General features: G+C 70.5%; 15 protein-coding genes. 5 read left to right on the forward strand and 10 right to left on the reverse strand.

What is annotated here, in order from left to right; translation table 11 throughout:
* Positions 1-3: 3 nt before the first annotated feature.
* Positions 4-894, reverse strand: coding sequence for an EamA family transporter (locus tag ON33_RS10895; protein ID WP_040857924.1), 891 nt, complete (start codon positions 892-894; stop codon positions 4-6).
* 86 nt (positions 895-980) lie between these two features.
* Positions 981-1,283 (reverse strand): ArsR/SmtB family transcription factor, encoded by a 303-nt coding sequence (locus tag ON33_RS10900; protein WP_040857926.1) that lies wholly within the window; start codon positions 1,281-1,283, stop codon positions 981-983.
* Between the two features lie 207 nt (positions 1,284-1,490).
* On the opposite strand from ON33_RS10900, the gene ON33_RS10905 reads away from it, so the two are divergent.
* Positions 1,491-2,165, forward strand: coding sequence for a M23 family metallopeptidase (locus ON33_RS10905; protein ID WP_040857928.1), 675 nt, complete (start codon positions 1,491-1,493; stop codon positions 2,163-2,165).
* 180 nt (positions 2,166-2,345) lie between these two features.
* Positions 2,346-3,392, forward strand: a complete 1,047-nt coding sequence (locus tag ON33_RS10910) for a hypothetical protein (protein WP_040857930.1) — start codon at positions 2,346-2,348, stop codon at positions 3,390-3,392.
* Here the strand turns inward: ON33_RS10910 and ON33_RS10915 are convergent.
* Positions 3,343-3,669 (reverse strand): hypothetical protein, encoded by a 327-nt coding sequence (locus ON33_RS10915; protein ID WP_040857932.1) that lies wholly within the window; start codon positions 3,667-3,669, stop codon positions 3,343-3,345. The two genes, ON33_RS10910 and ON33_RS10915, sit on opposite strands and share 50 nt — an antisense overlap.
* Before the next feature lie 195 nt (positions 3,670-3,864).
* On the opposite strand from ON33_RS10915, the gene ON33_RS10920 reads away from it, so the two are divergent.
* Complete coding sequence (locus ON33_RS10920; protein WP_040857934.1) at positions 3,865-4,200, forward strand: RNA polymerase-binding protein RbpA; 336 nt, start codon at positions 3,865-3,867, stop codon at positions 4,198-4,200.
* A gap of 293 nt (positions 4,201-4,493) precedes the next feature.
* Here ON33_RS10920 and ON33_RS10925 read toward each other — a convergent pair whose 3' ends face one another.
* The 5 genes from ON33_RS10925 to ON33_RS10945 all read right to left on the reverse strand — a co-directional run bounded on the left by ON33_RS10925 (position 4,494) and on the right by ON33_RS10945 (position 23,715).
* Entirely contained in the window at positions 4,494-5,276 is a 783-nt protein-coding gene (locus tag ON33_RS10925) for an ABC transporter permease (RefSeq protein WP_085996720.1), read from the reverse strand.
* 98 nt (positions 5,277-5,374) lie between these two features.
* Positions 5,375-6,367, reverse strand: coding sequence for a daunorubicin resistance protein DrrA family ABC transporter ATP-binding protein (locus ON33_RS10930; RefSeq protein ID WP_040857937.1), 993 nt, complete (start codon positions 6,365-6,367; stop codon positions 5,375-5,377).
* Positions 6,364-20,001 (reverse strand): non-ribosomal peptide synthetase, encoded by a 13,638-nt coding sequence (locus ON33_RS10935; RefSeq protein WP_083868826.1) that lies wholly within the window; start codon positions 19,999-20,001, stop codon positions 6,364-6,366. The genes ON33_RS10930 and ON33_RS10935 overlap by 4 nt, the downstream gene beginning before the upstream one ends.
* Before the next feature lie 407 nt (positions 20,002-20,408).
* Positions 20,409-22,037, reverse strand: coding sequence for an apolipoprotein N-acyltransferase (lnt, locus tag ON33_RS10940; protein ID WP_040858170.1), 1,629 nt, complete (start codon positions 22,035-22,037; stop codon positions 20,409-20,411).
* Between the two features lie 82 nt (positions 22,038-22,119).
* Entirely contained in the window at positions 22,120-23,715 is a 1,596-nt protein-coding gene (locus ON33_RS10945; RefSeq protein ID WP_040857939.1) for an amidohydrolase, read from the reverse strand.
* A 96-nt stretch (positions 23,716-23,811) separates the two neighbouring features.
* On the opposite strand from ON33_RS10945, the gene ON33_RS10950 reads away from it, so the two are divergent.
* Positions 23,812-24,015, forward strand: a complete 204-nt coding sequence (locus ON33_RS10950) for a hypothetical protein (protein ID WP_040857941.1) — start codon at positions 23,812-23,814, stop codon at positions 24,013-24,015.
* A complete protein-coding gene (locus ON33_RS10955; RefSeq protein ID WP_040857942.1) occupies positions 24,008-24,328 on the forward strand; it encodes a hypothetical protein in 321 nt (106 codons plus the stop codon). Before ON33_RS10950 ends, ON33_RS10955 begins: the two co-directional genes overlap by 8 nt.
* Before the next feature lie 475 nt (positions 24,329-24,803).
* Here the strand turns inward: ON33_RS10955 and ON33_RS10960 are convergent, their stop codons facing one another.
* Positions 24,804-25,298, reverse strand: a complete 495-nt coding sequence (locus ON33_RS10960; RefSeq protein WP_040857944.1) for an FxsA family protein — start codon at positions 25,296-25,298, stop codon at positions 24,804-24,806.
* A gap of 72 nt (positions 25,299-25,370) precedes the next feature.
* Positions 25,371-26,042, reverse strand: a complete 672-nt coding sequence (locus ON33_RS10965) for a response regulator (protein ID WP_040858172.1) — start codon at positions 26,040-26,042, stop codon at positions 25,371-25,373.
* Positions 26,043-26,159 lie beyond the last annotated feature (117 nt).

The raw sequence follows: 26,159 nt of genomic DNA on the forward strand, positions 1-26,159 counted from the left end.
CGGCTACGAACCGGAACGCCGTTGCGCGGCACCGAGAGTCAAGGCCGCCATCACCAGAGCGATGCCCGCCAGTTCCGGCAGCGCGGGCCGCTGGGCCAGGGCGAGCGCACCGATCACGGCCGCGGTGGCGGGCAGCAGCGAAAGGAGCAGAGCGAAACGAGCACTGCCCACCGTGCGCAGGACCAGTTGATCGAGGGCATAGGGAACGGCACTGGACAGGACACCCACGCCGACACCCAGCAACCAGGTGCCCGGGTCCGCGAAAACGGCTGGGGCGAGCACACATTGACGGATCACCAGGATCGGAGCCAGCAGCAGAGCGGCGGCGGCCATGCCCACGGCCAGCGCGTCCAGACCCGAACCCGCATCGGCCACCCGCTTACCCAGCAGGATGTAGCCCGCCCACAACGCGGCCGCGACCAACGCGAACACCACACCGGCCGGCCCGGCATCGGACGAAACACCCGCCAGCAGAAAGACACCGGTCACCACCAGAGCCACCGCGAGGACATCGCGGGCCCGGCGCGACCCGAGAGCGGCCACCGTGACCGGTCCAAGGAATTCGATCGCGACCACCGTGCCCAGCGGAATCCGCGCGATCGCTTCGTAGAAGGCGACATTCATCCCCAGGGTCACCACACCGAACCCGGCGGCCACCCCGAGCGCGCGCCGCGTCCAGCGCTGCCGCCAGGGCCGCCGCCACGCCAGCAGGGCGGCACCCGCGGCCGCGGCACGCAACCAGGCGACCGTCGCGGGCTCGACCGTGGCGAACAAATGGACGCCGATCGCCGCGCCCAGATACAGCGAGACACCACTCGCGATGAACACCAGCGGCACCGACCAGCCGGGGAGAGCCGTCCGGCGCGGACTCTCGACAGCGACGGACGTACCCACCCCGCCACGGTAACGCCAGCACGGTCACCGCGGCCGGAACGATCCGGTCATCGGATGCCACCGGTCCGTCCGTGTCCGGCCCCGCGCTATTCGGCCAGGGGTTCGGCCCGCGCGGTCGACAAGGCCGCGGAGTAGGCGGCCAGGGCGCTGGGCCAGAACTGTTCCAGGTAGTCGCGCGCATCGGCCAGGCCGCGCGGATCCAGGGAGTAGAGGCGGCGGTTGCCCTGCGGCCGCATCATCACCAGGCGGGCCTCACGCAACACCTTCAGATGCTGGGAGATTGCCGAACTGGTGACGCCGAGGGCCTCGGCGAGTTCCCCCACCGATTTCGGACCCTGCGGAAGGGATTCGAACACCGCCCGGCGAGTGCCGTCGGCGAGCGCGCTCATCGCCCGCACTCCATTAGTCACCACTTGAATAGCGTGCCCCGGCTTCGCGCCCTCGGTCAAAACACGAGCACCCCTCGAAGACCGACGTCATCCAAGAATTACCCGCGTGTCGTTGTCTACTCGTCATACGCGAACTGGGCTTTTTATCCACTGTGACGGTCGCAACTCCGTTTCTGAACGGCGGCTGAGTTCTCGTACGGTCGATCCATGCCCGTAACCGTTCCGTTATCTCGTCTGCGTGGAGCCGGCCGGTCCCGCTCGGTCGCGACCCGTGCCGTGGCCGTCACCGCCATCGTCGGTGCCTCCCTCACCGCACTGGGCGCCACCGACACCCACGAGTTCACGGGCGACTCCGTGGCAAACGCCGCACAGGTCGACGTCACGTTCACCGCCTTCACCCCGCGCGAAGCCCAGATGCCGCAGGGCGTCCCCCAGCCGGTGCTCGACTTCCTCAACGGATTGCACGCCGAACAGACCCGCCCCAAGACCGTGCGCCCGGTCGCCGGACCGCTCACCTCCGGCTTCGGCCTGCGCTGGGGCGCCATGCACGCCGGCATCGACTTCGGCGAGGGCTTCGGCACCCCCATCCACGCCATCACCGACGGCACCGTCATCGAGGCGGGCCCGGCCTCCGGATTCGGCCTGTGGGTGCGGGTACTGCAGGACGACGGCACCATCGGCGTCTACGGCCACATGCAGGACATCCTGGTCCAGGTAGGCCAGCAGCTGCGCGCCGGCGACGTGCTCGCCACCGTCGGCAGCCGCGGCTACTCCACCGGACCCCACCTGCACTACGAGGTGCACACCGGCGGCAACGCCCCCATCGACCCGCTGCCCTACCTGACCGGGCGCGGCATGGACGTCGGCATCCCCGTCGACTGACCCCACTCGTCCGAGCGCCGACGAGGGGTGCACGGATCGGTTGCGCGACAACGACGTTCGCGGCCCACGCGGAACAGCCCCGGCTCATACCGCCGGGGCTGTTCTCATACCCGGGTACTACGCGCCGACCCCACCGCCGGGGGACGTGGCGTCCGGAATCGCGGACCTAGCGTCACCGTCATGACCACGCTCGATCGTCCGACGCTCGCGCCGCTCACCGCTCCCACGCCACCCCGCCGACTGCACCGACCGCTGCTCGTCACCACCGCGTCCATGGCGGCCCTGGCCGTATTCTCGCTGTGCGCCATGGCCTTCGACGACCGTCTGCTGCTCGGCGAATCGGTATGGCTCAAACCCGTCAAGTTCGCCATCGCCATGACCCTCTACTGCGGCACCCTGGCCTGGCTGGTGTCGTTCCCGCACCGCGGACAGCGGCTCACCTGGTGGATGGGCACCGTCTTCGCCGCCACCAGCGTCGTGGACGTCGGCTTCATCGTCGTGCAGGCCGCGCGCGGCACCTTCAGCCACTTCAACACCCAGCACGACGCCGTCAACACCATCGGCCAATGGGTGTTCATGACCGGCGTGCCCGGACTGTTCCTCGCGAATCTGGTGATCGCGGTGACCCTTTCGTGGCAGCGCGTCACCGACCGGCCCACCTCGCTGGCCATCCGCACGGGCCTGGGCATCGCGGTGTTCGGCATGGCGCTCGGCTACACGATGGGCTTCAGCGGCGAGCAGCAGGCCACCGACGCCTACGGGCACCCGGTGCGCCTCGGCGCGGGTCACACCTTCATCAGCGGGCAGCCCGCCGTCCGCGACGGTGTCGAGGGCATGCCGGTCACGCACTGGAGCACCGCGGGCGGCGACATGCGGATCGCGCACTTCGCGGGCCTGCACGGCATCCAGTTGCTCATCGTCGCGGCCATCGTGCTGGCCCGAGTCGCCCCGGCCGTGGCATGGCTGCGCCCCGAGCGCACCCGCACCCGGCTGATCGGGGTGCTGGCCCTCGGGTACAGCGGTCTGGTGGCGCTGCTGCTGTGGCAGGCGCTGCGCGGGCAACCGGTGACCCGGCCCGACGGCGAAACCCTCACCGCCCTCGGCCTTGTCGCCGCCGTCACCGCCCTCGGTATCGGGGTCGTGTACGCCCTGAACCCGCACGGCCGCCACACCGCGGTCAGCGCAGCCGTTCCGCCTCACGCGTCAACGCCACCAATGTCGCGGTGAGATCGGCGAGTTCGATCATCTCGGCGCCCTCCGCGACCGCCGTGGCCACATCCTCGGCGGCGCAGCGGGCGGCGAACCAGCGATCGGACAGGTCGGAGACCTCCTGGGCACTGAGCACCACCGAATCCTCGGGAATGCCGGTGCCCTTCACGCTGTTTCGGTGTTCGTACGCCCGCTGGCGACACGATTGCCGGCAGTAGCGCCGGCGGCGTCCGATCTCCGATTCGGCGATCTCCCGCCCGCACCACTGGCAGCAGGACAGCACGCGTCGAGACATGGTCCGTCACATTAGCGGTTTGCGACCGCGACCGGGTGGAAGGGCACGCCGCGGCGAAGCGGGCACGCCGGACGAGTAGGATGGCAGGGTTCTCCCACGGGAACCAAGACGTGCGCGGCCGCGTTGACAGTAGGTAGCGCAGCTGCAGAAACACTGATGTAGAACATTGCCGACAGGCGAGAAGGGACCGCACTCATGGCAGATCGCGTACTCCGGGGGTCTCGGCTCGGAGCGGTGAGCTACGAGACCGACCGCGACCACGACCTGGCGCCGCGTCGGATGGCGCGGTACCGCACCGACAACGGCGAGGAATTCGACGTTCCCTTCGCCGACGACGCCGAAATCCCCCCGACCTGGCTGTGCCGCAACGGCCAGGAGGGCATCCTGCTCGAGGGCACCACGCAGGAACCGAAGAAGGTCAAGCCGCCCCGCACCCACTGGGACATGCTGCTGGAGCGTCGCAGCAAGGAGGAGCTCGAGGAGCTCCTGCAGGAGCGCATGGAGCTGCTCAAGACCCGCCGCCGCGGCTGAGCACACGCCAAGACCCGGGAAGGGCCCCACACCACATCGGTGCGGGGCCCTTCCCGTTTGCCGAGGTCACCCCGGTGAGCTGCACTGGGCGGCAAGAAGATCGGCAATCGGGTGGCGGAGCGCAGGACCGGGCACGGCACCCAGCTGGGCGAGTTCCTGGGCATTTCGGCGACCGGCCGCGAGGTGGCGGTGCCCGGCGTCGCGTTCGCATCCGCGACGGCCGGATCACCGAATTCCGTGGCTCCTTCGACGGTTCAGCATGCTGGGGCAGCTGGGCGCGCTACCCGGCCGGCTCAGTGACTGGCGACCTTGCGGTACTGCAGCAGGGCGATCGGCACCGAGATCGCGAGGATGGCCAGCGAGCAGTAGATGGAGTATTCGACGCAGTGGTCGGCGGGCCAGCCGGTCGCCGGTTTGAACGTCGGAGGGGAGCCGTTTCCGAACAGCTTCCGGCCGGCCGCCGACACCGCCGTAATCGGATTCCAGGCCGCGACCGCGCGCAGCGGGCCGGGCAGCGTCTCTCCGGAGATGAACGCCGAGGAGATGAAGGTCAGCGGGAACAGCCAGATGAGACCGGCGCTCTGGGCCACCTCGACACTGGGCGACATGAGCCCGGTGATCGCCCCGACCCACGACATGGCGAATGCGAACAGCAGGATCACGCCGAACGCCAGCACCGCGTCCATGATCGCCCCATTGATCCGCCAGCCCACCACGTACCCGCAGACCACCATGACCGTCAGCGCCAGAATATTGACCACCAGGTCCGACAGGGTGCGGCCCATCAGCACCGCCAGCCGCGACATGGGCAGGGTCCGCATCCGGTCGATGATGCCCTTGTGCAGGTCGTTGGCCAGACCGACGGTGGTGAACGCCGCGTTGAAAGCGACTGTCTGCGTGAAGATTCCGGCGAGCAGGAACTCCCGGTACTGATCGCCGCCCAGCGACGCGCCGAAGATGTACGCGAACAGGAACACGAACATCAGCGGCTGAATCGTGGCCGTCACCAGCAGCGTGGGCACCCGCAGGATGGTCAGCAGATTGCGGTAGGCCACGATCGCCGAGTCGCGCACCACCCGGGGCAGCAGCATCACCGGTCCCTCGACACGCTCGCGAATGGGTTCCGCCGCGGGCGGCGCGGCGGCTTCCGGTTCGGCCTCGGCGGGGAGGGTCGTCACGACAAGATCTCCTCTTCGACTGACTCTGATGCGGGGACGTCCGACTTGCGTTCGGTGGATTTGCCGGTGAGGGAAAGGAATACGTCGTCGAGGGTGGGCCGGTGCACGGCGGCGTCGACCACGTGCACCCCGGCGTCGTCGAGACGGCGCAGCGCCTCCACCATGGTGCGGGTGCCGTCACCGACCACCACGGTCACCGCGTCGGCGCCCTCGTCGAATTCAGCATCGCCGATGCCGACCTCGCCCAGCACCTTGCGCGCGGGGGCGGGATCCTGCCCGGCGGCGAGGGTGACGGTCAGCTTGTCACCGCCGATGGAGGTCTTGAGTTCATCGGCGGATCCGCGGGCGATGACGCGCCCGCGGTCGATGACGGTGATGCGGTCGGCGAGAAGGTCGGCCTCCTCCAGATACTGGGTGGTGAGCAGCACGGTGGTGCCGTCGTCGACCAGTTCGCCGATGACCCGCCACATGTCGAGGCGGCCGCGCGGATCCAGCCCGGTGGTCGGCTCGTCCAGTACGACCACCGGCGGCCGGCAGACCAGCGCGCCCGCCAGGTCGAGCCGGCGGGCCATACCGCCGGAGTAGGTGCCCGCGCGCCGCCCGGCCGCATGCTCGAGACCCAGCGCGCCGAGCAGTTCGGTGGCGCGTTCGGCGGCATGTTTGTGGTTCATGCCGTACAGGCGGGCCACCATGCGCAGATTCTCGAACCCGGTCAGATTGGCGTCGATGGCCGCGTACTGGCCCGACAGACCGATCCGGGTGCGGGCGCGGGCCGGATGCTTCAGCACGTCGACTCCCACGACGTGCACCGAGCCCGCGCTCGGGCGTAGCAGGGTGGTGACGATGCGGACGGTGGTGGTCTTGCCCGCGCCGTTCGGCCCGAGCAGGCCCATCACCGTGCCGCACGGGATCTCGAGGTCGATCCCGTCCAGCACCCGCACCTTGCCGTAATACTTCACCAGCCCTCGGACTTCCACGGCCAGACTCATCGCATACCCTCCCGCCGAGCTTGGATGGCCGCCAGCTGATCCCGCAGCACGGGCCCGATGACGGCGAGGGATTCGGGCGTCGTCATGCCGGCGTGCGTGCACCGCACCAGCTGGTCGTGCACCGCACCGGTGACGTAGGGCTGCCAGGCCGCGGCACAGCGGTCCGGATCGGCCCGGTTGATCTCGTCGTCGGCTGCGGTGAAGAACAGCATGTCGCCGTCGTAGACGCGGGGCCGGAACCCGTGCGCCTGCACCGCGCCGTTCTCGTATCCGGTGTAGAGCCTTTCCAGGTGCTCGACGGTGAGCGCCGCGAACGGCCCGGATCGCCCGCGGAGCAGTTCGGCCGCCTCGGTGAGCGTCAGGCGCGGATCGATCTCGGCGTCCCCGCCGAGCAGATCGGAACCGAATTCGGCGACGACCGACGCCACCGACGGCACCGCCTGGTCGAGCAATCGATCCGACAGCTGGTAGCTGTCCATCAGGCCCAGGAGCGCGACCTCGTCGCCGGCCTCCTGCAGCTGGACGGCCACCTCGTGGGCGATGAGCCCGCCCAGCGACCAACCCAGCACATGGTAGGGACCCTGCGGCTGCACCGACTTCATGTGCGCCACATAGTATTCCGCGGCCTCGGCGATGGTGTGGTGGCTCGCCTCCCCAGAGACGTGCGGGGCCTGCAGACCGTACACCGGCCGATCGGACGGCAGGTGCGACAGCAGCCCGGCGAAGCACCAGGCCAGGCCGATCGCCGGATGCACGCAGAACAGCGGCGGCACATCGGATTCGGCGGCGCTCCGCAACGGCAGCACCGCACCCAGGGCCGCGGTCAGCGCGGCTCCGTCATCGCCCTTGGCCTCGGCGAGCCGCCCGGCGATGGCGGCCGGGGTGGAGTCGCCGAACATGGCCTGCACCGGCAGGTCGATGCCGCCCGCCCGCAGCTGGGCCACCACCTTGGTGGCCAGCAGCGAGTTGCCGCCGAGGTCGAAGAACCCGTCGTCCGCGCCGACCTGTTCGATGCCCAGCACCTCGGCGAAGGCGTCGCACAGCGCCGCCTCGATCGGGTTGGTGGGCGGCCGGTAGCCCTCGCGGGCCGCGAACACCGGCTCCGGCAAAGCCTTCCGGTCCAGCTTGCCTACCGGGGACAGCGGCACCCGGTCAAGCAGCATGATCGACTGCGGGACCATGTAGTTGGGCACCAGCTCGGCCACGTGCGTGGTCAGCTCGGCGGCGGTGGGCGCGGTCCCGGTGCGCGGCTTCACGTACGACACCAGCGCGGTGGAGCCGGCCGGGGTGCGGTGCCCGATGGTGGTCGCGAACTCCACCGCCGGATGCTTGGCCAGCGCCACGTCGATCTCGCCGAGCTCGATGCGGAAGCCGCGGATCTTGACCTGGTGGTCGGTGCGGCCGACGTACTCCAGATCCCGTGCGCGGCCGTCCCTTTCGAGCCAGCGGACCAGGTCGCCGGTACGGTACATCCGCTCACCGGGCTTGCCGAACGGGTTGGCCACGAACTTCTGCGCGGTCAGGCCCGGGCGGCGCAGATAGCCGCGCGCCAGCGCCGCACCGGACAGGTGCAGTTCGCCGGTGACCCCGGCCGGGGCCGGGTGCAGGCGCGCGTCGAGCACGGCCGCGCCGACCCCGCGGATGGGTCCGCCGATATTGATCTGCCCGCCGGGCGACATGGGCTGCGACATCACCGTGACGATGGTGGTCTCCGTCGGCCCGTACACGTTGTAGAGCTTGCGGCAGCCCGACGCCCACCGGGCGACCAGGTCCGGTGGCAGCGCCTCGCCACCGACCAGCACATGCCGCATCGCGGTCACGCCGGCCGGGTCGACGGTGCCCAGCGCCGAGGTGGTGATGAAGGCGTGGGTGATGCCCTCCTCGACGAACACCTGCGCCAGTTCCTCGCCGCCGACCACACCCGGCGGAGTTATCACCAGGGTGGCGGCACCGCCGAGCGCGAACAGTAAATCGAGCATGGCGGCGTCGAAACTCGGTGTGGCGAAGTGCAGGACGCGGGAGTCGGGGCCGACATCGAAGCGCTGCGCGGTCTCGGCGGCGAAGTTGGACAGGCCGCCGTGGGTGACGACCACACCCTTCGGGATACCGGTCGACCCCGAGGTGTAGATCACGTACGCCGGGTTGTGCATCCGCAGCGGCGCGGTGCGTTCGGCGTCACGGATCGGCGCGTCCGAGGTGGCCAGTACCCGCTGCCGGAACGAGGGCGCGTCCAGCACCGTCCAGTTGGCGCCGTCGGGCATCTTGTCCCGATAGGTCGACAGCGTGATGCCCACGGCCGCACCGGAATCCAGCAGCATGTGGCTGATGCGCTGTTCCGGGTAGTTGGGGTCGACGGGCACGAACGCGGCGCCGGCCTTGGCGATGGCCACGGTGACCGCCACCGATTCCGCCGAGCGCGGAATCCCCATGGCGACCAGGGTTTCCGGGCCCACGCCATAACCGATCAGCACCCGGGCCATCCGGTTGGTCCAGCGGTCGAGGGCGTCGTAGGAGATCTGGGTGCTCCCCGAGCGGACCGCGATGGCTTTCCGGTTGAGATTGGCGGCGGCCTCGAACACCTCCGGGAAGGTGATGGGTAGGTTCGGTTCGGTGCCCCGCACCGGCGCCAGCGCCGACCATTCGGCCGAGTCCAGCAGATCCAGATCACCCACGGCGGTGGCCGGATTCGCGGCCGCGGCCCCGAGCAACCGGGCGAAGCGCTGTGCCAGCCGCTGCGCGCTCGCCTCCTCGAACAGGTCGGCGGCGTAGTTGACCGACACCGTGATGCCGTCGGGTTCCCGTCGCGGCGTCCACGATTCGGTGAGGGTGAACTGCAGGTCGAACTTGGCGATGCCCGGGTCGGCGTCGTCGGCCTCGATTCGCATGGCGGGCAGCTCCAGCACCCGCACCGGCTGGTTCTGCACCGACAGCATGACCTGGAACATCGGGTGATGTGCCTGGGAGCGCGCCGGATTCAGCACCTCGACGAGGCGTTCGAACGGCACGTCGGCGTGGGCGAAGGCCTCCAGGTCGGTGTCGCGGACCGCGCGCAGCAGGTTGCCGAACGCGGCGCCGCCGTCGATGCGGGTGCGCAGCACCAGGGTGCCGACGAACATGCCGACCAGACGATCCAGCGCCGGATGTCCACGTCCCGCAATGGGTGTGCCGACACTGATGTCGTCACTGTGGGTCAACCGGTGCAGCAGCGTGACCAATGCCGCGTGCAGCACCATGAACATGGTGACGCCGTGTTCGGCTGCCAGCGCCTGCAATTCGCGGTGGGTGAAGGCGTCGAGCCGGCATTCCACCGTGCCGCCCCGATAGGTCGGCACCGGCGGGCGGGGCCGATCGGCGGGGACCGCGAGCAGTTCCGGAATGCCGTCGAGTTCGCGCCGCCAGTAGGAGAGCTGGCGGCTGATCACCGACTCCGGATCGTCCTCGCGCCCCAGCACATCCTGCTGCCACAGCGTGTAATCGGCGTACTGGATGGGCAATTCGGGCCATTCCGGCTCCTGCCTGCCGGTGTGCGCCCGGTAGGCGGCGGCCACATCGGCGGCCAGCGGCTGCAGCGACCAGCCGTCCATGGCGATGTGGTGCGCGACGAGCACCAGCACGTGCTCGGTCCGGCTGCCGGTCAGGCGCAGCAGCGCCGCGCGCAGCGGGACGGTGGTGGCCAGATCGAAGCCGCCCCCGGTGATGCGCCGGATCTCCTCGGGCACCTCGTCCCGCGCGACCGTCCGCACCGGCAGCCCGATCGCCGCCTCGCCAGGCTCCAGGATCCGCTGGCAGGGTTCGCCGTCGATCTCCGGGAAGACGGTGCGCAGGGTCTCGTGCCGGTCCTGCACGGCGTGCAGGGCCGCGCGCAGCGCCGGGATGTCCAGCTCGCCGTGCAGGCGCAGGGCGACCGGAACGTTGTAGGCGCCCAGTGCTTCTCCCTGGTCACCGGCGTTGAACTTCTCCAGGAACCACAGTCGCCGCTGTGCCGCCGAGAGCGGAATCCGTTCGGGCCGGGTGCGCTTGCGCGGCTCCGGCCGCAGGTCCGCGGACGCCGATCCGGTGTCGAGGGCCGCGGCGAGTCCGGCGACGGTGGGCGCGGCGAAGACCGTGCGCACCTCCAACCGGACCCCGGTGGCGGTGGCCAGCCGGGCCACCAGCTGGGTGGCGAGCAACGAGTTTCCGCCGACCTCGAAGAAGCTGTCGTCGGCACCGAGGGCCTCGGTGCCGACCAGCTCCGCCATCACCTCGGCGACCAGGCGCTCGGTGTCGGTCTCCGGATCGCGGGAGACCCCGGCGGTGACGGCCGTGGGTTCGGGCAGTGCGTCGCGGTCGAGCTTGCCTACCGGGGTGAGCGGAATGTGATCGAGCAGGGTGAGGGCGCTGGGCACCATGTGCGCCGGCAGGTGCTCGGCGCAGTGGGCGCGCAGCTGGTCCAGATCCGGTGCGGCGGCGAGGTCCTTGGGCAGCACGAACGCCACGATGCGGCGCGCGCCCGCGATCTCGCGAACCTCGGTGTGGGCGAAGCGGATCGCGCGGTGGGCGGTGAGCACGGCGTCGATCTCGCCCAGCTCGATGCGGAAACCGCGCAGCTTCACCTGGTGGTCACTGCGCCCCAGGTAGACGATGTCGCCGCCGGCGGTCCAGCGCACCACGTCACCGGTGCGGTAGAGCCGCGCGCCCTCGGGGCCGTACGGGTCCGCGACGAACCGGGCGGCGGTGAGCTCGAACCGGTCGACATAGCCGCGCGCGCAACCCTGTCCGCCGATGTACAGCTCGCCGGGCACGCCGACCGGGACCGGGCGCAGGCGCTCGTCCAGGATCAGGGCGCGGGCGCCGCGGACCAGATTGCCGATGGTGACGGGCTCGCCGACGGTGAGCGGGGCGATGGTCACCACGATGGTGGTCTCCGTCGGACCGTACACGTTGAACATCATGCGGCCGGGGGCCCAGCGCGCCACCAGTTCCGGACCGACGGCCTCGCCGCCGACCATGACCGCCCGCAGGTGCGGCAGCGGCCAGCGGTCCCGATCGATGGTCGCCAGCGCGGCCGGGGTTATGAACGTGTGGCTGACCTGTTCGCGCTCCATGAGCTCGGCCAGGTCGTCGCCGCCGTACACATCGGGCGGGACGATGATCATGGTCGCGCCCGCGCAGATCGCGAACAACAGGTCGTAGACCGAGGCGTCGAAGCTCGGGGACGCGAAATGCATGGTCCGCGAGTCCCGATCGACCCGCGCGCGCTCGCGGACCTCGTCGGCGAAATTGGACAGGCCGCCGTGTGTGACGGCCACGCCCTTGGGTTTTCCGGTCGACCCGGAGGTGTAGATGACGTATGCCACGTCCGAGGTCCACAGCGTGCTGGTGCGTTCCGCGTCGGTGATCGGAGCGCCGTCGAGCACCTCGAGTTCCTCGAGCAGGCCCGTGTCGTCGAGCAGCAGCCACTCGACGCCGTGGTCGGCGGCGGCGTGCAGCCGTTCGGAGTGCTCGGTCATGCTGACGCCGTAGCGGCAGCCGGAGTCGGCGAGCATGTGCTGCATGCGATCCGCCGGATAGTTCGGGTCCACCGGCACGAACGCCGCACCGCACTTGGTGACGGCCAGCGCGGTCAATACCGACTCGACCGAGCGGGTCAGGCCCAGGGCCACCCGGTCTCCCGGGCCCAGGCCGCGCTGGATCAAGGCCCGCGCCAAGCGGTTCGAGTACACATCGGATTCGAGATAGGTGAGCTCGGTGTCCTCGAAGCGCAGGAACACCTGGTCGGCGTTGAGGTGCGCGGTGGCCGTGAAGTAGGCGGCCAGGCTGCACTGCGGTTCCGGAGCCGGGCCCCACGCGGGGGTGAACATGTCGCGTTCGAGTTCGGTGCGCGCGTCGATGTCACGGACCCGCAGCTGCGCGTCGGAGGTGACGGCGGTGAACACCTTCAGCAGGCGCTCGGCCAGGGTATCGACGGTCGACTGGTCGAAAAGCTCGGCGGCGTAGACGAATTCGAAGACGCGCCGGTCCTCGCCCAGGCCGGGCAGCACCCGCAGCTCCAGATCGAACTTGGCCAGGGCGATATCGAGTTCCTCGGCCTGCAGCGACAATCCGGGCAGCCGCAGCGCGGGCACCGGGGTGTCCTGCACGGTCAGCGCGACCTGCAGCAGCGGGCTCGCGCCGTAGCGGCGCCGGCCCGCGTCGGCGGACTGCACCTCCTCCACGACCCGCTCGTAGGGCACCTCGGCATGCGCCATGGCGGCCAGTTCGGTGTCGCGGTCGGCCTGCAGCAGTTCTGCGAAGCTGCGGTCGGGATCCACGTCCGAGCGCAGGATCAGCGTGTTGACGAACATGCCGACCAGCTCGTCGAGACGGGTGTCGGTGCGTCCCGCCACCGGGGTGCCGATCACGACGTCGCGGCCGCCGGTGACCGCGCGCAACAGCACGGCCAGGGTGGAGCGCAGCACCATGAACAGGCTGACGCCGTGTGCCCGGGCGACCTCGGCGAGCTTGCGCTGCACGGCTTCCGGCACCTCGAACTGCACGGTGCCGGCCCGCTGGGTGGGTTCGGCCGGGCGGGGCCGGTCGTAGGGCAGCGGCAGTTCCCCGGGTAGGCCGGCCAGCGCGGTGCGCCAGTAGGCCAGCTGGGAGGCGGCGGCGCTCTCGGCGTCGTCCTCGGCGCCGAGAAGGTCGCGCTGCCACAGGCTGAAGTCGGCGTACTGCACCGGCAGCGGCGTCCAGGTGGGGGCGGCGCCGCCGCTGCGGGCGGTGTAGGCGACGGCCAGGTCCCGGGTGAGCGGGCTCAGCGACCACCCGTCGGCGGCGATGTGGTGCAGCGCGATGCCGAGCAGGTGGCGGCGGGTTCCGGTGCGCAGCAGTGTGATCCGCAGCGGGATCTCCCGGGCGAGGTCGAAGCCGCGCCGGGCCAGCGAGCGCAGCGCGTGCCGTGCACCGGCCTCGTCGGTCTCGACCACCTCCGGTACCGGCAGGCACCGCGCCGTGTCCAGCACGACCTGGTAGGCGCCCTGCTCGTCCTCGGGGAACACGGTGCGCAGCACCTCGTGGCGCTCCACCACATCGGCCAGGGCGGCCCGCAACGCGCCGATATCCGGATCGCCGTCGATCCGCAGCACGAATGCGATGTTGTAAGCGCTCGATTCCGGGGAATATCTGTTGAGGAACCACAGTCGCTGCTGAGGCAGGGACAGTGGTACGCGCTCCGGGCGCGGCGTGTGCACAGCCAGCGCGACGCGCTGGGCCCGGGGCGCATCCGCCAGCCGGGCAGCCACCCCGGCCACCGTCGGCGCCTCGAAAACCTCGCGGACCGGCAGCTCCACCCCGAACTCGGCGTGTAGAGCTGCGGTCAGGCGGGTCGCCAGCAGCGAGTTGCCGCCGATGTCGAAGAAGTTGTCCTCGGCGCCGGGTGTGAGCCCGCCCAGCACGCTGCCGAAGACCAGCGCGACCTGTTGTTCCAGTTCGGTTTCCGGGGCGCGCGTGGGCGCGGCGGCCACGAACTCCGGCGCGGGCAGCGCCTTGCGGTCCAGCTTGCCGGACGGGCCGACCGGCATGGCGTCGAGCACGGTCAGTGCCGAGGGCACCATATAGCCGGGCAGCCGTCCGCGCGCGGTCTCGAGCACCGCGGCCGGGTCGAGCTCGGTGTCGGCGGTGAGATACGCGACCAGACGGGGGATTCCGCGCTCGTCGTGGTGAACCATGGTGAGCGCGAAGCCGACTCCCGGGTGCGCGGCCAGCACGGCGTCGATCTCGCGCAGTTCGATGCGGAAGCCGCGGATCTTGATCTGGTCGTCGGCCCGGCCCAGGAAGCGCAGCTGCCCGGCCTTGTCGGTGACCACGAGGTCGCCGGTGCGGTACATGCGCTCACCGCGCCGACCGTGCGGGTTGGCCGGGAAGCGTTGCGCCGTCATGCCGTGCCGGCCCAGGTAGCCGCGGGCCAGACCGGGACCGGACACGTACAGCTCGCCCGCCACGCCCGGCGGCACCGGGTGCAGGCGGCCGTCGAGCACGAACAGCCGCATACCGCGCACCGGCCCGCCGATCGGCACCGGCCGCCCCGCGAGCATGGGCCCGGTGGCGGTGGCGGCGACGGTGGCCTCGGAGGGGCCGTACATGTTGTGCATGCGCCGTGGCGGCAGACCGGGCCGGGAATCCGGTGCGGTCCACACCTCGACGAGATCCTCGGGGCAGGCCTCGCCACCGACGATCACGGCCTCCAACTCCGGCAGGTCGTCGGCGGGCACGGTGCCCAGGGCGGCGGGGGTGACGAACGCGTGCGTCACGCGTTCCTCGCGCAGGACGCGCGCCAGTTCGGCGCCGCCGTACACGCCGGCGGGCACGACCACGATGGTGGCGCCGGCCGCGAAGCCGAGCAGCAGCTCCAGCACCGAGGCGTCGAAGCTGGGCGACGAGAAGTGCAGGGTGCGAGCCGAATCCGTGACCTTGAACAGGTGCATCTGCTCGTGCGCCAGCGAGGATATGCCCGCGTTGGTGACGACCACGGCCTTCGGTTTGCCGGTGGAACCGGAGGTGTAGATCAGGTAGGCCGGGCTGCTGATGCGCAGCGGGTGGTGCCGGTCCACGTCGGTGACGGGGGTGTCGGGGAATTGCGCGCACTCGCGCGCCAGCTGCTCGGAGCCGAGCAGCAGCCAGTCGACGTAGCTCTTGCGGTGGCGGCCCCGATTACCGGGCCAGGTCGGCATGTCCTCGCGCAGTTCGGCATTGGTGATGCCGAGCATCGCGCCGGAGTCGGCGAGCATGTGGGCGATGCGGTCGCCCGGATAGTCCGGGTCGACGGGAACGTAGGCCGCACCGGTCTTGACCACCGACCACACCGCGAGAATGCTGTCCAGCCCGCGCGGCAGCGCGATGGCCACCACCACCTCCGGGCCCGCGCCGTGCTCGATCAGCACCCGCGCCAGGCGGTTCGAGCGCTCGTCGAGCTCGCGGTAGGTGGTGTCGACGCCGAGGTAGCGGACCGCGACCGCGTCGGGCACCCGCTCGGCGGTGTCGCTGAGCAGCCGGGCCAGGCTGATGCTGGGCTCGGCGGGCGAACCCGCGAGGGGCACCAGCTTCGCGGTCTCCCGGGCGTCCAGCAGCGGCAGGTCGCCGACGGGGACGGCCGGGTCGGCGACCGCGGCGGCCAGGACGGCGCCGAAGCGCCGCGCGATGGCCTCCACCGTGCTGCGGTCGAAAACATCGGCGGCATAGGCGAATTCGGCGGTGAACCCGGCGTCGCCCGCGGGGATGCCGACCGGTTCGTGGACGGTCAGCTGCAGATCGAACTTGGCGACGTCGGTGGCCAGCGGCACCACGTCGGCCTCGACGCCGGGCAGGTCGACATCCAGCGCGGCGGTGCTGTCGTAGGACAGCATCACCTGGAACAGCGGGTGGCGGGCGGCGGAGCGTTCGGGGTTGACCACCTCCACGAGCCGCTCGAACGGCACGTCCGCGTTGGCGAACGCATTCAGGTCGGTCTCCCGGACCTCGGCGAGCATGCGGTCGAAGCCGGCGGCCGGATCCACCCGGGTGCGCAGCACCAGGGTGTTGACGAACATACCGACCAGCTCGTCGAGCGCCGGATCGCTGCGCCCGGCGATCGGCGTGCCGATGACGATATCGGTGGTATTGCACAGGCGTGCGAGTACCGCGGCCAGCGCGGCGTGCAGCACCATGAAGGTACTGACCCCGCGTTCGGCGGCCACGCTCGTCAGCGCGCGGCGAGTCTGCGCGGAAATGTCGAATTCGACGGCACCGCCGCCGGTGCTGCGCTGCCGCGGGCGCGGGCGGTCCAGCGGCAGGTCCAGCTGGTCGGGCAGGTCAGCGAGCGCGGCGCGCCAGAAGGCTAGCTGGCGGGCCAGGGCGCTGCCCGGGTCGGCCTCGTCGCCGAGCAGTTCCCGTTGCCACAGCGCGAAATCCGCGTACTGCACCGGCAGCGGCGTCCACCGGGGCGCCGCGCCCTGAGCGCGGGCGGCCACCGCCGTCATGATGTCGCGGCTCAGCGGGGCGATGGACCAGCCGTCGCCGCTGATGTGGTGCAGCACCACCAGGAACAGGTGGGTGCCGGGCCCGGTGGCGTACAGCGCCACCCGGATCGGGGCCTGGCTGCGCAGATCGAAACCGTACCCGGCGAATTCGTTCGCCAGCGCGACCGCGTCGTCGCCGGTGGCGTCGATGGGATCGAGTGTCAGCGGGATCTCCGCGGCCGGGTGCACCAGCTGGCAGGGCCCGTCGGGGGTGTCGGGGAAGGTGGTGCGCAGGCTCTCGTGCCGTTCGAGCACGTCCACCAGTCCGGCGCGCAGGGCCGGAATGTCCAGGGGCCCGGTCAGTTTCACCGCGAACGCCATATTGTAGGCGGCCGCGTGCTCGGCGAACCGGTTGAGGATCCACAGCCGCTGCTGGGCCAGCGACAGCGGAATCTGTTGCGGCCGTGGCCCGGCCACCAGTTTCGGGGAGGCCTTCTCCGGGCGCTCGGTCGAGAGCCGGGTGGCGAGCGCGGCGACGGTGGACGTCTCGAACATGTCGCGGATGGTGAGCGAGGCGCCGAGGGCGGCGTTCACGCGCGCGACCGCGCGGGCGGCGGTCAGCGAATTGCCGCCCAGGTCGAAGAAGCTGTCCCGCACACCGAATTCGTCGGTGCCGAGCACCTCGGCGAAGATGCCGGCCAGCTGACGTTCCATGGCGGTGCTGGGGGTCGCGTCGGGCCGGGCCGGGCGGCGGGCGCCCGCATCGGGTGCGGGCAGTGCCTTGCGGTCCACCTTGCCGTTCGCGCTCAACGGTAGTTCGTCGAGCACCATGAGGAACGCCGGCACCATGTAGCTCGGCAGGGTCCGGCGCAGCGCGCCGGCGAGCTCGGACACGTCGAGGTCGCCGACGCCGGGGGCGGCCACCACATAGCCGATGAGCTCGTCGCCGCCGCGGCCACGGCGGGCCACGCACACCGCGCGCGCGACGCGGGCGTCGGCCAGCAGGGTGGCCTCGATCTCACCGAGTTCGATGCGCAGGCCGCGCACCTTGACCTGGAAGTCGCTGCGGCCCAGGTATTCCAGGACACCGGTGGCGCGCCACCGTACCAGGTCACCGGTGCGGTACATGCGGGTCCCGGGGGTGAACGGGTTGGCCACGAACCGGTCGGCCGTGAGCGCGCCGCGCCCCAGATAGCCGCGAGCCAGCTGCACGCCCGCCAGGTACAGCTCGCCCACGACGCCGGGGGCGACCGGCTGGAGCCGGGCATCCAGCACATAGGTCTGGGTGTTCCAGATGGGCGCGCCGATCGGGACGGTGGTGCTGCCCGGCGTGCAGTGCCAGGCGGTGACGTCGACGGCTGCCTCGGTCGGGCCGTACAGGTTGTGCAGCTCTGGCGCGTCCGAACCGGCGCCGAGGGCGGCGTGGAATTCGGCGACGGTGGCGGCGGGCAGCGCCTCACCGGAGCAGAAGACCCGCCGCAGCCCGGTGCAGCCGCGCACGTCGGTGTCGGTGAGGAACACCGACAGCATGGACGGCACGAAATGCGCCGTGGTGACGCCCTTCTCGGCGATCACGCCGGCCAGGTAGGCGGGATCGCGGTGCCCGTCGGGGGCGGCGATGACCAGGCGGGCCCCGATCTGCAAGGGCCAGAAGAACTCCCACACCGAGACGTCGAAGGTCGCTGGGGTCTTCTGCAGCACCACGTCGGACGAGTCGAGCGGGTAGGCGTCCTGCATCCAGCGCAGCCGGTTCACGATGGCGGCGTGGGTGACCCCGACGCCCTTGGGCTTGCCGGTCGAGCCGGAGGTGAAGATGACGTAGGCGAGGTGGTCGGCCCGCAGCGGCGTGGTCCGGTCGGCGTCGGTGACCGGGTTGCCCGGGTACCTCGACACGTCCGCGGTGTCGATGTCGAATCGCGGTGCGGTGCTGGGCAAGTCGAGGTCGTCGCGCTCGGTGGTGAGGATGCACAGCGGCCGGGCCTGGTCGAGGACGGCCTCGATGCGGTCGGCCGGGTGGTCCGGGTCGATGGGCAGGTAGGCCGCGCCCGCCTTGACGATGGCGTACATGCCGACCAGCAGGTCGAGGCTGCGGCGGATCGCCAGGCCCACCGGGGTGTCTGGTCCCGCGCCGCGCGCGATGAGCTCGCGTGCGAGCCGGTTGGCGCGCTCGTCGAAGGCCGCGTAGGTGAGGGTCTCGCCCTCGTAGTCGAGCGCGACCCGGTCGGCGGAGGCGGCGGCCCGGTCGGCGAACAGCCCAGCCAGGGTGCCCTCCTGGCGGGCGACCCGGGTCGAGTTCCATCCGCCCAGGACGTTTTCGCGTTCCTGGTCGGTGAGCACCGGCATGTCCGCGACCAGTGACTCCGGGGCGGCGGTCACGAAGCGGTTCAGGTAGTCCAGCAGCCGGCCGTGGTGCGCGCTCAGCTCGGCGTCGCTGTAGAGGCGCGGGTTGGCCTCGAAATCGATGTGGATCTTGCCGCCGAGCCCGTTGTACAGGTTGATCGAGAGGTCCTCGACCGGGCCGGTGGACAGCACATTGATGGAGCCCATCAGGCTGCCGAATTTCAACTCGCTGTGGAAGAGCATGAGGTTGACCATGGGCCCGAAGAAGCCGCGGGCATCACGGGAATAGCCGCAGTCCCTGCGGATGTCATCGCTGCGGTAGCGCTGGTGCCGCAGCGCACCGGTGATCTGCAGCTCGACCGCGCGGACCGTATCGGCGATGGTGTAGGTGTCGGTGAACTGCACCCGGATGGGCACCACATTCGAGACCACGCCGCTGGAGCGGCGCAGCGCCACCGTGGTGCGCGCCGAGACCGGCAGGCTGAGCACCACGTCCTGGGTGCCGGTGACGGCCCGCACGTACCCGGCCAGCGCGGCCACGAACAGCGCGGAACTGTTGGAGCCGAACGCGGTCGCGGCGGCCTCGATGGCGGCCTGCGCGTCCTCGGCGAGCACGGCGTTGGCGCTGCGGCGGCCCGCGTCGGACACCGCGGGCAGCAATCCGTTGCTGGACAGGGTGATCGGCTCGCCGGCGCCGTTGAGCTGCTGCCGCCAGTAGTCGCTGTCGGTGACGAAGCGGCTGGTCTCCCGGTAGCGGTTCTCGTCGCCGTAGATGGTGGCCAGCGGCGTGGCCCGCGAATCCGTCGGCTCCTCGTGCTCTTCCAGGGCCGTGTAGATCTCCGCGGCCCGGCTGGTGGCGTTCATGGCGCCGTAACCGTCGATGACGATGTGGTGACCACGGCTGTACCAGATCCAGTCCGAGTCACCGACCTGCAGCACCACATTGATGGTGAGCGGGTCCTTTTCGATGTCGATGGGCGAGCTGGCGTGCTCGTTCATCCAGGCGAGGGCCGCGGCCCGGGGGTCGGCCTCGCCGCGCATGTCGAGGCGTCCCCAGCCGGCCCGGCGGGTGAGGTCCACCATCTGGTGTGGCACACCGTCGATCTCGAGCAGGCGCACGTGGCCGCACTCGCTCTCGCCGCCGAAGCGTTCGATGGCGTAGAGCAGGCGGCCGACGTCCAGATCACCGTGGATCTCCACGTATTGCGCGATGGTGAGGGGGATGTCGGGCCGGATGCGCTGGGCGTACCAGAGGGCCGCCTGCGCGGGAGACAGCGCGAAGGGTTGAGCTGAGAATTCACCCGAAGAACATTGGTCGACACGGTCGGTGGCCAATGAACTCATCAAAAAACTCCGTTCTGCCGCTGTAGACGCAACTCCCCGAGCCCCGAAAAAATCGATCACGGCCCGTCTCCGACGGCCGGCGATCGCGCGCACGCGCGAGCCGTAGGACGTGATCCACGTCCTATGATTCGGAGCATCCCGCCGACTGGATCGGTGGTGATCTCGAGTTATCCGCAACGAACAGCGTCGACGGAACGAAGATTAAGTTCAGTTACCTCATAGCAAACCTCGCGAGGATCGCTTAACTCACCTAAGGAAACCGCACGACCACAGACATATCAGAGACGCCGACCAGCTCTGGCAACGAACCGGCGAACCACTCTCGCCGACGCGGGACGGCCCTCTCACACGTGCCCGCTGGTAATACGCCGGAAAAGTCTCCGGGATTCGAACGCGCTCGGACGATGTCACAAATGCTGCGCCCGGCGCCGAATCAGCACTGCCGCAGTGGCAGCCGCGGCCAGAATACACAAGATTACCTCGGGCGCGGTGCCCAATCGGGTGGCAAATGTCGTGTCGTTGCGCAGCGGCAACCTCGCCACCAGCGCCGCCGGTTCGAACTGCGGGGTTTGCTGGCGGATCACGCCATCGGCGGTGATCATGGCGCTGACACCGGTGGTCGCCGAGACCACCACGGCGCGACCGTGTTCCACCGCGCGCACCCGCGACATGGCCAGCTGCTGATAGGTCATCTCACTGCGCCCGAAGGTGGCGTTGTTGGTCGGAACGGTGAGCAGCTGCGCGCCGGCGCGGACCGATTCCTCGAAGGCGCGGTCGAAGACCACCTCGTAGCAGGTGGCCACGCCGATGGCGATCGGGTCACCGCCGGTGACCGGCCGGACGTGTACCATGCCGTCGCCGGTGCCGGGCACGAAATAGCCTGCGCGGTCCGCGTATTCGGAGAAGTGCCGGAAGAAGTTCCGATAGGGCAGATATTCGCCGAAGGGCTGGATGATCTTCTTGTCGTGCCGCTCCCCTGGTCCGGCGTCGCCGTTCCAGACGATGACCGAGTTGGTGGTGGTGCGGTCGTCGTTCACCAGGACCGCGCCGACCAGGATGGGGGCCCTCACATCCTTGGACGCCTGCGAGATCTCCTGGGCAGCATCCTCGTTGCGCAGCGGATCGATATCGGAGGAGTTCTCCGGCCAGATCACCACGTCCGGCCGCGGCGCCCGGCCGGCCGCGATGTCGCGGGCCAGTTCCTCGGTGCGCTTGACGTGATTGTCGAGAACCGCGCGGCGCTGGGCATTGAAGTCCAGGCCCAGGCGCGGCACGCTGCCCTGGATGGCGGCGACCGTGATCGGCCGGTTGCCGTCCTCCGGGCCGGGCAGCGCGGTCCGGAGGATCACTCCGGTGAGGGGAACTATAGCCACAAGCATTGCCGCAGCAACAATCCGGTTCCACGATGTGGGACGGATAGCCCCCCATCTGGGAGAATTCGAGGCGGTTCCGGACCCCTCCCCATTACCCTCCGCACCTGAGTCGAGGCGGCGCAGCAAACTCTTGGCGAGCCAGGCCAGGCCCGTCCCGGTGAGGGCCACCGCGAAGCTCACCAGGGGGGCGCCACCCACCATCGCGAACGGCAGATACCAGCCGTCGGCCTGCCCGAAAGCCAGTTTGCCCCAGGGGAACCCGCCGAACGGGAAGCTGGCCCGCACCCACTCGGTCAGCGACCAGACCGTCGCCACCCACAGCGGCCAGCCGGGCAGCGTCGCCACCCACCGCGTCAGCATCCCGAACAGTCCCACGTACAGCGCGCAGACCGTCGAGAGCGCGATCCACGGCACCGGCCCGACATAGATGCCCGTCCAGGGCAGCAGCGGCAGGAAGAAGGCCAGTCCGGCCACGAACCCGAACCCGAATCCTCCACGCGCCCGGCGCGTTCCACGCACCGCCAGGGTGAGCACCGCGATGCCGACCGGGGCCAGATACCACAGCGTCCGCGGCGGGAAGCTCGCGTACAGCAGCAGTCCCGATGCCGCCGCCGCCAGCAGTCGCGTGAGTCTCGGGTGGGCTCGGATCCGGTCGGCGGCCAGCGCGAATCTCGTGCGCTTCACCCGGTCATCCCGCTGAGGCGTCGTGGAATCGGCTGTGGTGGTGGGGTTTTCGGGGCCGGGCTCAGGCTTCATGAATGGTGACTCCGCGGTGCACGGTGCGCAGGCAGCGGGGCAGGGTGGCCTCCGGGGTCAGCGGCGGCAAGCCGGGGACACGGGAGCGCGGGTCGGTGGACCAGCGCTGCACGGAGTCGGCGGCGGCCGCGACGACCAGCTCGCGGGCGTCCCAGATGGCATAGGAGGCAGGGGCTCCCGGGACGAGGGTGCCCGCGACGCCGTCGCGGACGCCGCCCGCACGCCAGGCGCCGCGGGTGGCGGCGGCGAAGGCGGCGCGCGGGGAGATCTGGTGGCCGGGGGTGCGGTGGTGGGCCGCGGCGCGCACGGCCGCCCACGGGTTCAGGGCGGTGACCGGGGCGTCGGAGCCCAGGGCGAGGGAGATGCCCGCGGCGGCCATGGCGGCGAACGGGTTGAGGGTGGCGGCGCGCTCGGCGCCCAGGCGGGTGGCGTACATGCCGTCCGGGCCGCCCCAGGCGGCGTCGAATCCCGGTTGGACGCTGGCGATCACGCCCCAGGCGGCGAGTTTCTCGATCTGCGCGCCGGTCATCATCTCGGCGTGTTCGAGGCGGTGCCCGCGGGAGGCGACGGCCGGGCCGCCGAGTTCGCCGACGACCCGCTCGAAGCCCGCGACGACCGCGTCCATGGCGGCATCGCCGATGACGTGGAAGCCGGTCTGGATGCCGGCCTGGGTGCACGCGAGCACGTGCGCGGCAATGGCATCGGCGTCGAGGTAGGCGGCGCCGGTGGTGTCGCGATCGGCGTAGGGTTCGCGCAGCCAGGCGGTGTGCGAGCCGAGGGCCCCGTCGACGAACAGGTCGCCGCCGAGAGCCTGCACGCCGAGTTCCTCGACCAGGGTGCGGGCTTCGTCGGCGGTGCGCACGGCCTGTCCCCAGTAGGCGCGCACCTCGACGCCGTGCCCGAATTCGAGGAGTTCGCGGACGTCGTCGGCGCCGGAGATCTCGGGTCCCGCGCATTCGTGCACGGCCACAACACCGTTGGCGGCCGCCACGTCCAGCGCGACCTGCCGGGCGGCATCGCGCCGCGCCCGGTCCAGCGCGCCCAGCGCGGCCCCGCGCACGCGATGGTGCGCGTCCGTGCGCAGCGGCTCACCGCGTGTGAACCCGTTCGCCTCGGTGATCCCGGCCACCGCGTCGAGCAGCGCGGAGGAGGCCACCGCCGAATGTGCGTCCACGCGAGCCAGATACACCTGCCGTCCCGGCGCGGCGGCGTCGAGCTCCTCGCGCGCGGGCGGTCGTCCTTCGGCCCAGGTGGTCTCGTCCCAGCCCTCGCCGAGGATCACACCGTCCGGATGCGCCGCGGCGTACTCCCGCACCAGTTCCAGACATTCCGCGAGTGAACGGGCCTGCGCCAGATCGAGTCCCGTCAGCTTCAGCCCCAGCGCGGTCACGTGCACATGCGGGTCCACGAACCCGGGCGCCACGAACGCCCCGTCCAGCTCGATGATCTCCGCGTCCGGATGCAACGCCCGCCCAGGCTTGTCCAACCCCACCCACACCACGGTTCCGTCACTGACGGCCATGGCCGTCGCGTCAGGATTGCTGGAGCTGTAGATACGACCACCGACAAGCAACTGGGTACTCACGGGTCTCCAGTCTGCCCGACGCGCCTGCCACACCGACAACCGCACCGCACACGGCAACCACACACTCCGGTAGTACCCCAGTGTTACCGTGGTGGGATGAAGATCTCCGTTTCGCTCCCCGATGACCGCGTAACCGAGCTCATCAAGCAACAGCCGAACGTCTCCGATTTCCTCTATCGCGCCGCACGCCGCATGCTCGTGGCCGAGGAACTGGCCGCACTCACACCCGATTCCGAGGCCGACGCCTTCGCCGAGGCGTCCGAGGCGGCGTCGCTCGAGGCGTGGGCCGGCGATGAGTGACGTCCCCGCCATCCAGGGTGAGATCTGGAAGCTGCGCGGTGTCCACGACCTCGTGCACACCGTCGTCGTCCTCGACTCGGTGCCACACGTCGTCCGGGGCGGCCTCATCGCCGTGGCGATGGTGATCCCCGCCCGCGAGGTTCCCAATCCCCGTGCGCTGCTGACAGTTCCGATCGCCGACACCGACCAGGCCGTAGCCGTCTTCCGGCTCGGCACGTTCAGCGCATCGCTGTTCCTCGAGAAGATCGGGATGCTCGACCCGGCAACCCTCGAGAACGTGCGCATGGCACTGCGCGCCCGATTCGATCTCTAGTCACTCGGCGCCGAACCGCCGCCGGCGATCGCGGATTTGCCGCCACCACACCCCACCGCTACAGCCCACAGCTGCTCGCCATACGAACCAACGGTTCGCGGAATCCGCAATTCTTCAGGCCGGCTTCGTCGACGCCCTCGACCGTGGTGACATCGAGGCCACGGCGTGCGCTGATGCCGCGACAACCCCGCCGAGGCGGCGGCCGGTACTGCCGCAGCCGTCCACCCGTGCAGCTCGAGGCCATGCTGGCCGGCTGACCCAGGTCCACTTACTGAGACGGCGATGACCGGCGACCGGCCGCATCGGTGTGGCGCATGCCGGACATCGCCGCCCGGGCCGACCGGCCCGAGCTGACCGAGATCCTGCGCCCGGGGTCCACCATCACCGAACCGTCCTGCTGGTCGAGAACGTGATCACCCCGGTGCGCGAGCGGCTCTGCGGCCGCTCGCGCACCGGGGTGAAGTCGGCGGTGGGGTCAGCGGGGGTCGATCATCTTGTAGCCGTTGCCCTGGCCGTCGTCGTAGTACTCGGTGACGACGGTGGCGTCGATGACCTCGCCGTCGGGGTCTATGACGACATTGCGGTAGCCGTAGGGGCCGACGGCGGTGGCGACGCGGCTCAGGCGGCGGGCGGCGAAGGCAGCCACGATCGGGCGGAACAGGAAGCGGGTGAAGGGCAGCAGGGCCAGCAGGCCCAGGGCGGTGGTGAGCAGGCCGGGGACGAACATGAGGACCGCGCCGACCGCGACCAGCGCGCCGTCGGCGACGGCGGTAGTGGGTTCGAGCTCACCGCGAGCCGCGCGGCGGAAGCCCTGGAACACGCGGCGGCCCTGCGAGCGCACCAGCACCAAACCCACGGCCGAGCCCGCGAGCAGCAGCAGGATGGTGGGGAACACGCCGATGAAGTGGCCGACCACGACGAGGGTGGCGATCTCGGCGACGAAGTACGCGAGGAACAGCATGGCAGGCATCGGGCGATCCTTTCGATCGATCTACCCGTGCAACGCGCGACGGCCCGGATTTTCTCCCGGATGCGTCACCGGTCACATCGGCTCGGCGCTGCCCGGTCGCACCAGCCCGGTCTCGTAGGCCAGCACCACGGCCTGAACCCGGTCGCGCAGGCCGAGTTTGGTGAGCACGCGGCCGACATGGGTCTTCACGGTCGCCTCGGACAGGAACAGCACGCCCGCGATCTCGGCATTGGAGCGGCCGGCGGCGATGTGTTCGAGGACCTCGCGTTCGCGGGCGGTGAGCACCTCGAGGACGCCGGGGTCGCGCCCGGCGGCCGGATCCTCGGCGATGAGGCGATCCAGCAGCCGCTTGGTCACCTTGGGCGAGACCACCGCGTCCCCCGCGGCGACACTGCGGATCGCGGAGATCAGATCCTCGGGCGGGGTGTCCTTGAGCAGGAAGCCGCTGGCCCCGGCCCGCAGCGCGCCGAGCGCGTGCTCGTCCAGGTCGAAGGTGGTCATCACCAGAACCCGGCTGCCGCACCCGGATTCGATGATCCGCGCGGTCGCGGTCACGCCGTCGGTGACCGGCATCCGCACATCCATCAGCACCACATCGGGCCGCAGCTCCCCCGCCCGCGCGATCGCGGTCGCCCCGTTGTCGGCCTCCCCGACCACCTCGAGGTCCGGGTGGGCACCGAGCACCATCCGCAGTCCGGCCCGCATGAGCTCCTGGTCATCGACGACGAGAACGGTGATCGGCACCCCCACAACCTAATGGGCGCTGTCGGCGGAGCCGTCCTCAGCCCAGCGCATGACCGGAGCGAATGCGGAGGGGTACCGCCTATCCGGCCGGCCGCTGCGCCGGTGCGCGCGGGCCGG

It is taken from the genome of Nocardia niigatensis NBRC 100131, from assembly GCF_000308655.1.
Taxonomy (GTDB): domain Bacteria; phylum Actinomycetota; class Actinomycetes; order Mycobacteriales; family Mycobacteriaceae; genus Nocardia; species Nocardia niigatensis.